Source organism: Chryseobacterium rhizosphaerae (genome assembly GCF_003385455.1).
Taxonomy (GTDB): domain Bacteria; phylum Bacteroidota; class Bacteroidia; order Flavobacteriales; family Weeksellaceae; genus Chryseobacterium; species Chryseobacterium rhizosphaerae.
This window is the reverse complement of the sequence record NZ_QNUF01000021.1, coordinates 42428-56864: the sequence shown is the minus strand read 5'-3', so window position 1 is coordinate 56864 and position 14437 is coordinate 42428. Positions and strand designations below refer to the sequence as shown.

16 protein-coding genes are annotated in these 14437 nt (G+C 35.5%); 10 read left to right on the top strand and 6 right to left on the bottom strand.

The genetic code is table 11. The features are described from left to right. Nucleotides 1–25 precede the first annotated feature (25 nt). The 3 genes from DRF57_RS16540 to DRF57_RS16530 are packed head-to-tail and all read left to right on the top strand — an operon-like array spanning nt 26 to nt 2630. Nucleotides 26–832 carry a lysophospholipid acyltransferase family protein gene (locus DRF57_RS16540; protein ID WP_047494666.1) on the top strand — a complete coding sequence of 269 codons (807 nt, stop codon included), beginning with the start codon at nt 26–28 and terminating at the stop codon, nt 830–832. A gap of 16 nt (nt 833–848) precedes the next feature. Further along, on the top strand, nt 849–1286 hold the full coding sequence (locus DRF57_RS16535) for a hypothetical protein (RefSeq protein WP_115919694.1): 438 nt from the start codon (nt 849–851) through the stop codon (nt 1284–1286). A gap of 6 nt (nt 1287–1292) precedes the next feature. Then, nucleotides 1293–2630: a UDP-N-acetylmuramate--L-alanine ligase gene (locus DRF57_RS16530; RefSeq protein WP_115919692.1), complete on the top strand. Its 1338-nt coding sequence runs from the start codon at nt 1293–1295 to the stop codon at nt 2628–2630. Between the two features lie 108 nt (nt 2631–2738). Here DRF57_RS16530 and DRF57_RS16525 read toward each other — a convergent pair whose 3' ends face one another. The 3 genes from DRF57_RS16525 to DRF57_RS16515 all read right to left on the bottom strand — a co-directional run bounded on the left by DRF57_RS16525 (nt 2739) and on the right by DRF57_RS16515 (nt 5349). Further along, nucleotides 2739–3188 (bottom strand): lipocalin family protein, encoded by a 450-nt coding sequence (locus DRF57_RS16525; protein ID WP_115919690.1) that lies wholly within the window; start codon nt 3186–3188, stop codon nt 2739–2741. A gap of 48 nt (nt 3189–3236) precedes the next feature. Then, nucleotides 3237–4298 carry an NAD(P)H-dependent flavin oxidoreductase gene (locus DRF57_RS16520; protein ID WP_115919688.1) on the bottom strand — a complete coding sequence of 354 codons (1062 nt, stop codon included), beginning with the start codon at nt 4296–4298 and terminating at the stop codon, nt 3237–3239. 175 nt (nt 4299–4473) lie between these two features. Then, on the bottom strand, nt 4474–5349 hold the full coding sequence (locus tag DRF57_RS16515; protein WP_084086658.1) for an aldo/keto reductase: 876 nt from the start codon (nt 5347–5349) through the stop codon (nt 4474–4476). A 1075-nt stretch (nt 5350–6424) separates the two neighbouring features. Here DRF57_RS16515 and DRF57_RS16510 point away from each other — a divergent pair. After that, nucleotides 6425–6859: a GNAT family N-acetyltransferase gene (locus tag DRF57_RS16510; RefSeq protein ID WP_115919686.1), complete on the top strand. Its 435-nt coding sequence runs from the start codon at nt 6425–6427 to the stop codon at nt 6857–6859. Beyond that, the gene (locus DRF57_RS16505; RefSeq protein ID WP_115919684.1) at nt 6859–7326 is read left to right on the top strand and encodes a GNAT family N-acetyltransferase; all 468 of its coding nucleotides are present in this window, start codon (nt 6859–6861) and stop codon (nt 7324–7326) included. The genes DRF57_RS16510 and DRF57_RS16505 overlap by 1 nt, the downstream gene beginning before the upstream one ends. On the opposite strand, the gene DRF57_RS16500 is transcribed toward DRF57_RS16505, so the two are convergent. The 3 genes from DRF57_RS16500 to DRF57_RS16490 form a co-directional block, all read right to left on the bottom strand. Beyond that, the gene (locus DRF57_RS16500) at nt 7300–8199 is read right to left on the bottom strand and encodes a LysR family transcriptional regulator (RefSeq protein WP_047493969.1); all 900 of its coding nucleotides are present in this window, start codon (nt 8197–8199) and stop codon (nt 7300–7302) included. The genes DRF57_RS16505 and DRF57_RS16500 overlap by 27 nt on opposite strands. Nucleotides 8200–8453: 254 nt before the next feature. Next, complete coding sequence (locus DRF57_RS16495; protein WP_228450420.1) at nt 8454–9341, bottom strand: alpha/beta fold hydrolase; 888 nt, start codon at nt 9339–9341, stop codon at nt 8454–8456. A gap of 364 nt (nt 9342–9705) precedes the next feature. Continuing rightward, a complete protein-coding gene (locus DRF57_RS16490; RefSeq protein ID WP_115919728.1) occupies nt 9706–10452 on the bottom strand; it encodes a metallophosphoesterase family protein in 747 nt (248 codons plus the stop codon). Between the two features lie 261 nt (nt 10453–10713). Here DRF57_RS16490 and DRF57_RS16485 point away from each other — a divergent pair, with 261 nt between their 5' ends. The 5 genes from DRF57_RS16485 to DRF57_RS16465 all read left to right on the top strand — a co-directional run bounded on the left by DRF57_RS16485 (nt 10714) and on the right by DRF57_RS16465 (nt 14416). After that, nucleotides 10714–11328, top strand: coding sequence for an NAD(P)H-dependent oxidoreductase (locus DRF57_RS16485; RefSeq protein WP_047493965.1), 615 nt, complete (start codon nt 10714–10716; stop codon nt 11326–11328). Beyond that, nucleotides 11328–12212, top strand: coding sequence for an NAD-dependent epimerase/dehydratase family protein (locus DRF57_RS16480; protein WP_115919680.1), 885 nt, complete (start codon nt 11328–11330; stop codon nt 12210–12212). Before DRF57_RS16485 ends, DRF57_RS16480 begins: the two co-directional genes overlap by 1 nt. 2 nt (nt 12213–12214) lie before the next feature. After that, nucleotides 12215–12502 (top strand): putative quinol monooxygenase, encoded by a 288-nt coding sequence (locus DRF57_RS16475; RefSeq protein WP_115919678.1) that lies wholly within the window; start codon nt 12215–12217, stop codon nt 12500–12502. An 80-nt stretch (nt 12503–12582) separates the two neighbouring features. Continuing rightward, nucleotides 12583–13257, top strand: a complete 675-nt coding sequence (locus DRF57_RS16470; RefSeq protein ID WP_084086852.1) for a type 1 glutamine amidotransferase domain-containing protein — start codon at nt 12583–12585, stop codon at nt 13255–13257. A gap of 175 nt (nt 13258–13432) precedes the next feature. Beyond that, nucleotides 13433–14416: an aldo/keto reductase gene (locus tag DRF57_RS16465; protein ID WP_115919726.1), complete on the top strand. Its 984-nt coding sequence runs from the start codon at nt 13433–13435 to the stop codon at nt 14414–14416. Nucleotides 14417–14437 lie beyond the last annotated feature (21 nt).

Sequence of the window (14437 nt, the reverse complement as noted above, 5' to 3'; positions counted from 1 at the left end):
TTGCACAACCGTGTTTAATTGAGAGATGGCGAAGAAAAATATTTTCACCGATGCATTCGGAACACCTTATTTTTTAAAAAGGTTAGTTATTTTTATTTTAGGAATTGTATCCTATAGACGATTCAATGGCTTTAATAAATTGAAGATAACCGGCACAGAGCACCTTGTGGATCTTCCGGACTCTAATGTACTTTTTGTGTGTAACCATCAAACCTATTTTGCGGATGTGGCAGCAATGTACCATGCTTTCTGTGCCGTAAATAATGGTTATTTAAACACCATCAAGAACCCGATCTACCTGTTGAATCCAAAGATTGATTTTTACTATGTAGCCGCTGAAGAAACTATGAATAAAGGTATTCTTCCAAAAATTTTTAAAATTGCAGGCGCTGTAACCGTAAAAAGAACCTGGAGAGCAGAAGGTAAAAATGTCAACAGAATGGTAGATATGAGTGAAGTTGACAATATCATGAAGGCTTTAGACAATGGTTGGGTAGCCACGTTCCCACAGGGCACAACATCAGCTTTTGCACAAGGAAGAAGAGGTACGGCCAAACTGGTGAAAAACCAGCGTCCCATCGTAATTCCTATCAAAATAAATGGGTTTAGAAGAGCTTTTGATAAAAAAGGACTTCGTGTAAAAGTAACCGGTGTAAAGCCAACCATGGAATTTAAAGCCCCTTTGGATATCGACTACGATAACGAAAAGGCACCGGAAATTTTATTAAAAATTATGACTGCCATTGAGCAGACCGAAGATTTTAACCTACTACACACTTATGATGAAGAACTTAAAGCTAAAAAATTAGAACAACAGGACCCTAATAATTAAAGTAAATTAAAGAATTATGAACAGAATAATAGGAATCTTATTCGCCATCATAGTATTAGTTTCGTGTAATAGCCAAAAAGTATATTCAGATTTTGATATAAGTTATTCCAAAAGTGGAGGATATGCACCGGTATATGAAAATCTACTTATAAAAGATAATAATGCACACTATTCTTTCGAGGGGCAGGGTAAAAAATACAAACAGGATTTTAAAATCTCAAATGAAGATTTAAAAAAACTGGACCAAACCCTCTCTCAGAACAATTTTAGAAGAATTCAGGAAAGTCGTAAAAAACTTTATGATAACATTACGACTTCTATCAATATCAAGAAAGGGCCAAATGAAGGCAGTAAAACAGATGCAAGTCTGATTGTTCCCAACTTTCAAACCAATTGGAACAATATCCTTCAGGTTTTCCAGGAGCTCATTAATAATAATGTTAAAAAACAGTAAATACAATTGAAAACCCACTTCATTGCCATTGGCGGAAGCGCTATGCATAATCTTGCTATTGCGCTAAAAGATAAAGGATATCAGGTTACAGGTTCAGATGATGCTATTTTTGAGCCTTCAAAATCCAGATTGGAAAAAAAGGGACTCCTGCCACAGGAAATGGGCTGGTTTCCGGAAAAAATAACTTCGGATATTGATGCTGTTATCCTGGGAATGCATGCGCATCAGGATAATCCTGAATTGGCAAGAGCAAAAGAATTGGGTCTAAAGATATATTCTTATCCGGAATTTTTATACGAACAGTCAAAAAATAAAACCAGAGTGGTGATTGCCGGTTCACATGGTAAAACAACCATTACCTCAATGATTCTCCATGTTCTGAATTTCCATCAAAAGGAGGTAGATTTCATGGTAGGAGCACAGCTGGAAGGTTTTGACTGTATGGTAAAACTGACTCAGGATAATGATTTTATGGTACTGGAAGGTGATGAATATCTATCCTCTCCTATTGATCTGCGTTCAAAATTCTTATTATACCAACCGAATATCGCTTTAATGAGCGGTATTGCCTGGGACCATATCAATGTTTTCAAAACTTTTGACGACTATATAGATCAGTTCAGAAAATTTGTGGCAAGCATTACTGCCGGAGGAGTATTGGTTTACAACGAAGAAGACCCGGAAGTAGTAAAAGTAGTGGAAAATGCTGAAAACTATTTCAGAAAAATCCCTTACAAAACTCCTGAATATGAGATCAGTAACGGAAAGGTTTATCTAAAAACTGAAATGGGAGACATTCCTCTTTCTGTGTTTGGAGCACACAACCTGCTAAACATGGAAGGAGCAAGACATATTTGCCGACAACTCGGAATTATGGATGAGGATTTCTATGATGCAATTATGAGCTTCAAAGGAGCTTCCAAACGTCTTGAAAAAGTAGAAAGAGAAGATAAAGGAACTCTTTATAAAGACTTTGCCCATGCACCAAGTAAAGTGAAAGCAGCGGTAAAAGCCTTCAGAGAGCAATTTAAAAATGAAAAGAAATACGGATTCCTTGAGCTTCACACTTATTCCAGCTTAAATCCTGCCTTTTTAGAGCAATATGACCATGCAATGGATGGATTGGAAGAAGCTATCGTATTTTATTCTGAAGATGCATTGAAAATCAAAAGAATGGAACCTATCTCTCCTGAATTCATTAAAGAAAAGTTTAAAAATGAAAATCTAAAGGTTTTCACCAATGCAGAAGACCTTCATGCCTACTGGAATACTTTAGATAAGACTAATGGTGCTTATTTGATGATGAGCTCCGGAAATTTCGGCGGCCTGGATCTGACAAAATAATTTTAATTTGAAAATAAGCTTATCTGACCATTTGAAAATAGAATGCTTATTTCAGATTTCTGTATAAAACAAAAAACCTTTCAGTTGTTCTGAAAGGTTTTTTATTTTTTATTTGATTTTTCTAAAGTATCTTATCACAAGATCCTTTACACCATCATCATCTCGGTCTTCTGTACGGTCTTCCGTCACCATTTCAGTAGGAGTGAGTTTAGACACAATTACAGCATTGCTGTTATTATCTTTATACCAGAGTTTTTTACTGGTTTTATCATAGGTATACTGGGTATTATAAGCTTCTGATGGAACACATACTCCTTTACTTAATGCATACCCAACTGTATTCAAATGGGTCTGATTAAACTCAAAAGTATTTTCCGACTCACAACCTTCCGGATAATGAACTTTTACTTTATTGTTGAATGAAGTATGTTCTTCACCTTTATACTGATTCCATGTTCCAATGATAGGAGATATCTCCTGTTCGTTATTATTATCATTATCAGTACTGCATGATCCTATTACTGAAAATACAGTAAATGATAGAAATATTTTTTTCATTATTAAGCCTACAATTATATTTAAGGCCCGAAGATAAAGCTTTTATTTCTACTTCACCTCTGTTTGAATAATGAGATTCCTCAGGATTTCTTCTGTAGAAAGCTCACTGTACTTATGAATAGACTGCCCTACCCAAAGTCCCAGGAAATCTGAATTCTGTAAAGACTTTGCAACTTTACGCAGCTGATTGGTCAGTTTGTTTTGATATGGATAAGGTAAAATATATTCTGAATTTTCAAGAACTTCAATGTATTTATTTTTAACCCCTCTGGCATATCTTCCTGAAAAACTTTTCGTTAAAATAATCTCATCTTCTCTCACCTTTTTAAGCCTTTCTTTTTCAAAAGGGAGCAAAGCACTTTCTTTAGATGCCAGTAAAAGATTACCTACCTGGAAACCCTGTGCTCCCAAATCCTTTATTGCCTGTACTGTTTTAGCATTATAAATTCCCCCTGCATAAATCAATGGAACATTCACATGATCATAAACCTGTGACAATAGAGATAAGCCTCCAATCTTGGGAATATCATCTGCATCAAAACTTCCTCTATGCCCTCCTGCTTCTATCCCCTGCACACAGATCATATCAATTCCTGATCTCTCAAGAGCCAAAGCTTCTTCTACAGAAGTACAGGTGCCAATAAGGGTTAGCCCGTTTTCTTTTAATTTCTGAATACTTGTATCATCTAAATTTCCAAAAGTAAAGCTTAGAATCCTGCATTTTTCAGCTATTATAGCATCTATTTGTTCATGATAAGTATGTAATTGAATAGCTTCAAGATCCGGAAGGCTGACTTCAATATGATTCTCTAGAGCCAACTGTTCTATAAACTGTTTGGCTTTGACAAATTTCGTTTTTAGCTCTGCTGTGATTTCTGGAATAGAGTGTACAAAAATATTTGCCGCAAAAGGCTTATCGGTAAGCTTTCGGGTTTCTCTGATCAGCTCTATAGACTGATCGGCTGAAAGATCAGCCAACGCCAGAGAGCCCAGACAATCTGCTTTTGCTGCTGCTGTAACCATCTGTGATGTACTTACTCCAAACATTGGAGCCTGAATTACAGGATATTTTACCCCTAATTTTTTACTGATTGTATCCGGCCAAAACATAAGGATTATTTTTATTAGAAGTTACGGATAAGCAGACAATACTCATGATTAAACGAATATGACATTGCTCACAAAGATGATTTTTAATAATAATCCCACAGATTTCACGGGAGATACAGACCTTTTGATCTGTAAAAATTTGTGAAATCTGCGGGATTATTTCAATTTTTTATTACTAAATATCTGCTACAGCATTCAGCATCTTCTGTTCCCATTCCGGATCTTTCGGATCAAAAAACAGTCTTTTTCCTGTATCCAAAGAACGGACAACATTCATTTCATCTTCTGTCAGTTCGAAGTCGAATACATTAAAGTTTTCTTCAATTCTTGACGGAGTTACAGATTTCGGGATAACCACAAAACCTTCCTGTAAATGCCATCTCAAAATAACCTGAGCTACAGTTTTACCATATTTTTCGGCAATAGTCTTTAATTCAGCATTGTTCAAAAGATTGGCGTTTCCGTTTCCAAGTGGGCTCCATGGCTGTGTGATGATGTTATTTTCTCTGTCGTAAACCTGTAATTCTTTCTGCTGGAAAACAGGGTGGAGTTCAATCTGATTAATCACCGGTAAAACACTTGAATGAGCTTTCAGTTCTTCCAGTTTCTCGATAGTAAAATTACAAACTCCTATTGCCTTAATCTTTCCTTCCTGATACAATTCCTCCAAAGCTTTCCAGGTTCCTAAAAAATCCCCGTAAGGCCAATGTACAAGATACATATCAAGGTAGTCCATCTGTAATCGGTTTAAGGTTCTCTGAAATGCACTCTTTGTTTTTTCATACCCATGATCCTGAACCCAAACCTTTGAAGTGATAAACAGCTCATCTCTGTTGATTCCGCTATTTTTCACAGCAGCTCCCACCGCAGTTTCATTCTGATAAATGGCGGCTGTATCAATCATTCTGTACCCTGTCTGAATAGCTTTAATGACTGCATTTTCACATTCCTTCAAGTCTTCCATCTGCCATACTCCAAATCCTAAAGCAGGAATATCTATCCCATTATGTAAGGTTACTACAGGTTGCCCTGTGTAGGTTTTCTTTTGCATAAACTCTTAGTTTTAATTTTTAATATAAAGTGATTAAACAAATTTGCAATAAAAATTTGAAATTTTCACCTACCATTTTTACTGGTTTTGTTAAAAAAATGTTATTTAATAGGCTTTTTTAAGCATTATTTTTTGAGATCATAAAGGGTTGGAAAAACGCAAAGACGCAAAGGGTTTTTCATACTTTATGCCATAAGACGCAAAGATTTTATCTCCGATAAAATGGAATGCTGCTAATCTAAAACTGCAATATTCTACTTGATAAGACTTACTGAAAATCTTTGATTTTCTTGCGCCTTAAAAACTGTTTATAATGAAACTTCTTTGCGTCTTTGCGTTTTTCCAACACATTATAACATAAAAAATTCATTTAATATTGGAAACGCAAAGACGCAAAGGGCTTTTCATACTCTACGCCATAAGACGCAAAGATTTTATCTCCGATAAAATAGAATGCTGCAAATCTAAAACTGCAATATCCTATTTGATACGACTTACTGAAAATCTTTGATTTTCTTGCGCTTTAAAAACAGTCCTGCTTATTAAATCTTTGCGTTTTTCCAACACATTACAACATAAAAAATTCATTTAATGTTGGAAACGCAAAGACGCAAAGGTTTTTACATACCCTACGCCATAAGACACAAAGATTTTATCTCCGATAAAATAGAATGCTGCAAATCTAAAACTGCAATATCCTATTTAATACGACTTACTGAAAATCTTTGATTTTCTTGCGCTTTAAAAACAGTCCTGCTTATTAAATCTTTGCGTCTTTGCGTTTTTCCAACACATTATAACATAAAAAATTCATTTAATGTTGGAAACGCAAAGACGCAAAGGGCTTTTCATACTCTACGCCATAAGACGCAAAGATTTTATCTCCAATAAAATGGAATGCTGCTAACATAAGACCACAATATTCTATTTGATGAGACTTACTGAAAATCTTTGATTTTCTTGCGCCTTAAAAACAGTCCTGCTTATTAAATCTTTGCGTCTTTGCGTTTTTCCAACACATTATAAACTCTTTTTCCTAACTTCTAATTTTCTATTTTTGCCTAAATTTTAAATCATGTCACATCAAATAAGGCTTGCCACTTCCGAAGATTATCCGAAAATCATGGAAATATGGGAATCTGCTGTAAAGGCTACCCACGATTTTCTTTCTGAAGAAGATTTTACGTATTTCAAAGAAGCCATTCCAAGGGACTATCTACCCAACCTGGAGGTCTATTTAATTATTGAAAATGGTGAAAGTAAAGGGTTTTCATCTGTTGCTGAAGGTAATTTGGAAATGCTTTTCATCCATAATGAAGTCCGTGGGAAAGGCTATGGAAAGGTTCTTTATCAATTCATGAAAGAGAAAACAGGCCTTACCAAAGTAGATGTTAACGAACAGAATCCCCAAGCCATTGGATTTTATGAGAAGATGGGTTTCCAACCAGTAGGAAGATCAGAAAAAGATGGTTCAGGAAAGGAGTATCCAATTATTCATATGAGTTTGTAATGGAAAATTTCACTTTCACCCGCATTGAATCAGGTTCGGAAATTCCCTATAAGCTGCTTTTATTAGCAGATGAAACTGTAGAAGCTATTGACCGATATATTTTCAACTCTGACATCTATCTTTTACAGGACGGCCTGCAGGATGTTGCTGTTATGGCATTGTACAAAAACAGTGATACCGAACTGGAAATTAAAAATATTGCTGTTATAGACCCTTATAGAAACAAAGGAATCGGAAGTATTTTGATAAATAAGGCGAAAGAAATTGCAAAAGAATATCCCTATAAAACGCTGACTGTTGGAACCTCGGATACAGGCTTCCAACAGATCAGATTTTATGAGAAAAACGGGTTCATCAAAAAGGGTATTCTCAAGGATTTCTTTATTGAAAATTATCCTGATCCTATTTATGAAAACGGATTACAAATGCGGGATATGATTTTACTTACCCATCATCTTGCGGAATAGTCCTTTAATATGTTCTATTTCCGATTGATAGTTAGTCTTTTTTCTGCATCCGAAATAGAGGGTATTTTCCAGCTTTTTCTTCCCTTCCCAAATAAGTTTTACATCTCCGCTCTCAATTTCATTCTTACATAAAAAATCAGGAATAACCGCTAACCCGGCTCCTCCTTTCAGACAACGGATGATTGAATTTAAATTCGGAACAATGAAATTCGGGCGAAAATTTGGCTTATGTCCAAAGTTCAATGTCCAGAACTGGAATAGATGTTCCATATCTCCCGTGGTTCCATACCATTTTTCTTTTTTCAGCCACTCTTCTATCTGTTCCCCATCCTTTGTTTTCAAAATCTTTTTAAAACTATCTGTATCGACCTCTTTCCCCCCTACCAAAACAATTTGTTCAGAAGAAAAAGCCTCATGTTCTATATTAGGAGAAGATCCTTTTTTAGGAGTGATGATAAGATCTAATATTCCTTTATCCAGCTGGTCAAGCATTTCCGGATATTCTCCAAAGCTGATGATCAGATTAAAAGGCAAAGAAGAAACATATTGCTCCAAAGTCGTCTGAAAAGTTTCAAAACACATTCCCACACTGATGGTCGGAGTATGTTTTTCCGTAGATTTCTGAAAATTTTTCTCTACATCTTCCAGTTTGGTAATAGGCTCAGCAACTGCGTTGAATAATACTTTACCACGCTCTGTTGGAATCATCTTCCTACCCGTTCTGTCAAACAATTTATATCCCACATAAGCTTCCAGTGAACTTAAATGTAAACTCACCCCTGGCTGTGAAATGAATAAAGCATCAGCTGCCCCAGTCAATGTCCCGGTTTTATAGATCGCCTTAAAAGTACGATACCATTCTAAATTGACCATAATTTAATCTATTAATATTCTGATGCAAAAGTACAAAATAATTATAATACTAATTACTATTTTAATAATATCAGGAAGCTTGAAATTGGAAGAGAGAAGCTAATATGCTTTCTAAACAATAATAACTGACTTTATTGATTTTACTGATCATTTAAATTACTTAACCCGATAACAGCAATACGTAATCTATTCAATAGCAACTATAAGCTTCACTCTCCCATCTTCCGCCCTTCAACTTTCCTCTAAAATTTTGATTACTTTAATACATGAATGATTGTATTCTGAAATTTTTCCGGTTCATCTTTATGTATCTGATGTCCTGAATTTTCGAATAAAAATAGATCTTTTCGGGGTGCTTTTACTTTTCTAAAATAGTCAGTTGTAATTCTCGTGGAAGTTTGAACATCGTTTTTACCCACAAAGAAATAAATAGGACAATCCACTTTTTTTAACGTCTTGGGCAGGTCAATATTCATCACTTCATTCCATGCAGGTGACCAGGTTTTTGACCATTGAAGAAATCCTTTTTTGAAATCCTCACCGGTTACATATTGTTTTCCGTCTTTGTAAAAGAGCCATTTTCTTAAATAAAACAGGTCCTCATCTACCGTGAATGGAATATGTACACTTCCTAGCTCTTTAGTGGCAACAGGATCTTCTTTAAAATGATCTTTTAAAATCTGAAGCAATTCTTTCTCACTTGCTAACTGGCTTACAACAGGATTTACCGCAAAATAAGCATGCAACAGTTCAGGATGATTTCTGACGATGTAGAAACCTAAAGCGTTCCCCCATGAGCTTCCTAACAGATATATTTTCTCCTGTTTTAATTCTTTTCTCAGGAAATTGATAACCTGATAAGTATCTTTCCCCATCAATTCAACGGAAGGCTGGACTGGTGAAGGATTTAATTCCAGCGTTTTTCCGGCATCTCTCTGATCCCATTGAACAATAGTGAAACTGTTTTTTAAAAGGTCGGTAAAAGAATTTGCATTTTTCCGCATTGAGCTTCCGGGTCCTCCTGATAAAAAGAGCAGTATAGGTTTCCCGGAGTCATCTGTCTTAATATCTATAGCTTGTTTTATTCCGCCAATTTCCGGAGTAAGCAAAGTGTCTATTTTTCCTTTGTGTAATTGTGACATACAAAATACTGATAATAGTAAAAAAATAAAAAAGCTTGTTTTTTTCATGATTTCTAAATTTTAATTTGACACAAATATCCTTCAGAGTATTTTCAGAAAAGACCGAATAAAAAAAGTCGAACTGATTTTAATAAAAAAATAAGTTCGACTCCCTGCAAATCAAAGTTCGAATAATTACAAAACACTGTAAATCAGACATTAAAAACACAATTAATCTTTACTTGACAGTTCCAAAAAAACTCAGTAAAATCCAATATTTTCAATCTATAAAATTTTATTATCCCTTTTATGAACCGGGAATGTCTCAATAGCACAAAAGAAATGTGGTTCTTCTCAGAACTATACACTGTATATTCAAAAAAAATTAAGACATTGATACCTGTTCATTTCTTAGAAATGAGGCATAATAATCCGGAATTTCACTTTCTTCAATCCGGCGGGCTGTTTCATCAAGCGGATAGCTGAGTTGTATGATCTCCGGAATAATCTTTTCTTCATCCAAAGTTAAAATTAAATAGGAAGCTAATCTGTTCTCTTCCTTAGAGCGCCCTACAGATCCACAATTAAGAGCCCAGCTATTATTTTCAAACTGTTTTTTAAATGATAAATGGGTATGTCCCATTACAATAACATCAGATCTGGATTCTTCCAACATTTTTATAAAAACCTCATCGCTTTCAGATTCATACAGATAAGTGTCATTACTCGATAAACTTGAGTGCACAAGTTGAATATTCCAGTGCTTCTCCCCTATCTTATAATTTAACTGCAAATGAAAAGGGAGCTCAGAAAGAAACTTCTTATTTGATTCCGTAATGTATTTTTTAGAGTGATCAATTGCAACGAAACGGGCAAAAGTTTCTTCTTCGGTATGCTTAGATAAGGGAACTACAGGAATATCGAAAGCAATTCTTTCGTCATGGTTCCCCATTAGACAGGGAATATTCAGGTCTTTAATTTTTTCAGTAACTTCATTTCCCCAGGGAGCAAAATCTACAAGATCTCCCAAACAGAATTTTTGACGGATTCCCCTTTTCTCTATATCCTCTAACACCGAATCCAACGCAGGAAGATTTCCATGCACATCACTAAAAACTGCAATCTGTATCATATTCATTCTGTTTATCATAACAAATGTACAAGAGAGAAAGGAATTTTGGCTCAGATAGAAGATGACATTTTACCATAAAACCATGAATGGTCAGTTTTGCTGCATAAATCCAATTCTGAATTTTTACACAACGAACAAAACCAATGAATCCAAAAAACTAAAACTATCATTATTATAATACTTTGGTATAATTTATACTATTTTTATTATACAATCATCCATCCTAACTTTGCATCATAAAATTTAAACAATCATAAAAAAATGAAAAAAGTATTAATCATCAACGGAGGGCAAAATTTTGGACATTCCGGAGGAAAATATAATGACACTATCGCAGAAAATACATTAGAGGTTCTAAAATCATTTGATAACATAGAAGTACAGATCACCAACGTAAGTGAGGGTTATGATAAACATGAGGAAGTAAAGAAATTTGTTTGGGCAGATTATATCATTTACCACACTCCGATCTGGTGGTTTCAGCTTCCGAATGGTCTTAAAAAATATATTGATGAAGTTTTCACTGCAGGTCATGCAAAAGGAATTTATATGAGTGACGGGAGAAATGCAGAAAATCCGCAGATCAACTATGGTACCGGAGGAATGCTTGGCGGTAGAAAATATATGCTGACAACAAGCTGGAACGCTCCTGCAACAGCCTTTACACTTCCCGGAGAGTTTTTCAGTGAGAAAAGTGTAGACGAAGGACCATTATTTGGGTTCCATAGAATGAATGCCTTTGTTTCTTTAAAAAAAATGGAAAGCTTCCACTTTCATGATGTGGAAAAGAATGCCAATATAGAACGTGATATGAAGCTTTACAGAGCGCATGTTAAAAACGTATTTGAACAGGAACTAAAACCACAATTAGCCTAATGGAAAAAATACTCATAACAGGAATTACCGGTTATATTGGTGGTACTGTTGCAAAGAAACTATTAGAAAAAAACTACAGCGTAGCAGGGCTTGTCCGCAATGCAGCCGCTGCAGAAAAACTACAGCAGTTAGGAATCGAACCTATTATAGGAAATATACATGACGAAGCCATTCTGAATGCTGCAATTTCTCATGTTGATGCCGTTATCCACACTGCTGATTCCGCTGATGATGCCTATGCTGCAGATAGTTTTATAAATGCTTTGGAAGGGAGTGGAAAAACTTTTATTTTCACCTCAGGCTCAGCCATTTTCGGAGGAAAAGAAAATGGAGAAAAAAATGACTTTATTTTTACAGAAGACTTTCCTCTGAATCCAAGGCTGGAAATGGCGTCAAGGGTATTAATCAATAATTATGTGCTTCAATCCGCCAAAAAAAATATAAGAAGCATAGTCATTGTACCGACCATGGTTTACGGAGAGGGATTAGGTCTGAAAAAAGACAGCATTCAGCTTCCGGCTTTAATCAATTTATCCAAAGAAAAGGGATTTGGAGTTTATTTTGGAAAAGGTGAAAATATATGGTCGAACCTTCACGTTGAGGATTTAGCCGATATGTATGTACTTGCTTTGGAAAAAGCAAAACCCGGTTCAATATACTATGCAGAAAACGGTTCTTCAACAATCAAAAATCTGGCGGAGCACATAAGCCTGCACTATAAATTACAGCCTGCACAATCTGTTAGCGTACAATCTGCTGTAGATCAATTTGGCCCCGCGGGTGGATATTTTGGATTTGCATCAAACAGTGTATGTCATTCCGATAAAGCACGAACAGAATTGGGATGGACCCCTCAATATAAATCAATCGAAAATTTTATTTAATTATGAAAATTTACCTTACAGCAATAATAAAATCCAAAGAAGAGCATCAGGCAGAAGTACTGGAAGTTCTTCAGAATATGGTAAAAGAAACGAGAAAAGAAGAGGCTTGCGAGTTGTATACCCTTCATCAGGGGATTGAAGATAAAAACCAGTTTATTTTCTATGAAATCTGGAAAAGTGAAGAAGGGCTGGCACAGCATAATCAGCAGCCTTATATTCAGGCTTTCGGAGCTTTGGTTGATATAAAGCTTCAGGAGAAACCTCAAATTTATATCACGAATATTATTTAATTATGAAAAAGCTGGCACTTTTATGTCTTAGCCTGTTCATGATAGGATTTATTCAGGCACAACACCAAAAAACGAGTCATATGAAAAAGAAAATTTTATTTGTCGTAACCAGCCATGATAAGAAAGGCAATACGGGTGAAGACACAGGATACTATTTGGGAGAAGTTTCTCATCCATGGGAAGTTCTTCACCAGGCAGGTTATGAAATCGATTTTGTAAGTCCTAAAGGCGGAACTCCTCCGGTAGATGGATTCGATTTAAAAGATCCTGTCAACAAAGAGTTTTGGGAAAATAAAGAATATAAAAACAAGATTGATCATTCCTTGACTCCATCTCAGGTTAACCCTAAAGATTATTCAACAATCTTTTATGCAGGAGGACATGGAGCAATGTGGGATTTCGCAGATAATACTGAATTGGCAGATATCGCTTCAACTATTTATGAAAATGGCGGTATTGTAGCAGGTGTATGCCACGGTCCTGCAGGCCTGGTAAATATTAAGCTTAAGAACGGGAAGTACCTCGTTGACGGTAAGAAAATCAATGCTTTTACCAACGAAGAAGAATCTGAAGTAAAATTGACAGATGTTGTTCCTTTCTTACTGGAAAATAAACTGAAAGAAAGAGGAGCTAAATTTGAAAAATCAGGTCTTTGGCAGAATCATGTAGTAGCTGATCAAAGAGTGATTACAGGACAGAATCCACAATCTGCAAAAAGCGTTGGAGAAGCAATTTTAAAAGAATTAAATAAATAACAACTCATTTTTAATCCTCAAAACCTGACGCTTAAGAAATACTTAAGTACTCTCAAAAACCTTTACTACTGTCAGAATTAAAACTGTAATAGCTCTCTCTTCCTTAGAGGTGGTAAATCAAAGATTTGAAGGAGTGGTTTTAATAGGGGATAAACAAAATTTTAAAATAAAAAAAATGGAATATAGAAAATTAGGAAATACAGATTTAGAATTATCAACCATCACACACGGGGCTTTCGCCATCGGTGGCAATATGTGGGGAGGTAATGAAAAACAGGATTCTATAAACTCTATTCATGCATCGCTGGACCACGGGGTAACTTCTATCGACACTGCACCATTCTATGGTTTCGGATTAAGTGAAGAAATGATCGGGGAAGCCATCAAAGGGAAAGACCGTTCAAAAATCCAATTACTTACAAAGTTTGGTTTAGTATGGGACGGAAGCAACAATGGCAAAGGAGAATTTTTCTTTGATGCTGAAGACGAAGGGAAAACAATCCCTGTTTATAAGCTAGCTTCCAAAGAAAATATCATCAAAGAAGTTGAAGAAAGTTTAAAAAGATTAGGCACAGATTATATTGATCTTTTACAACTTCACTGGCCGGACAGCACTACTGCGATCAGTGAAACAATGGAAGCCATGGAACTATTAATCCAACAGGGAAAAATCCGTTCTGCAGGAGTAAGTAACTACAGTGTAGCTCAGATGGAGGAAGCCAACAGAACTTTGAAACTGGCAAGCAACCAGGTCTCTTACAGTATGCTGAACCGTAGTATTGAAAATGATCTTGTTCTTTATTCTTTGGAAAACAATTCAGGAATTATCGTATACAGTCCTATGGAAAGAGGTCTTTTAACAGGTAAATATTTCAAAGAAAACAAATTAAAAGACAACGACCATAGAAACGGTTATTTCTCCCAGTTTGATGTAAATAAAGTAAAAACGTTCTTAGAAAAAATAGAACCTATTGCTCAGGAAAAAGGAGCCAGCCTTTCTCAGCTGGTGTTAAGATGGACAACACTGCAACCTGCAATCACCGTAGTATTGGCAGGAGCAAGAAATGCTCAGCAAGCTATCGAAAATGCAAAGACAATGTCTATTGATCTTTCACAGGAAGAATTGAACGTTATCAATTCTGCTTTGAGCGAAATATAATATAAAGCTGGAAGTACGATC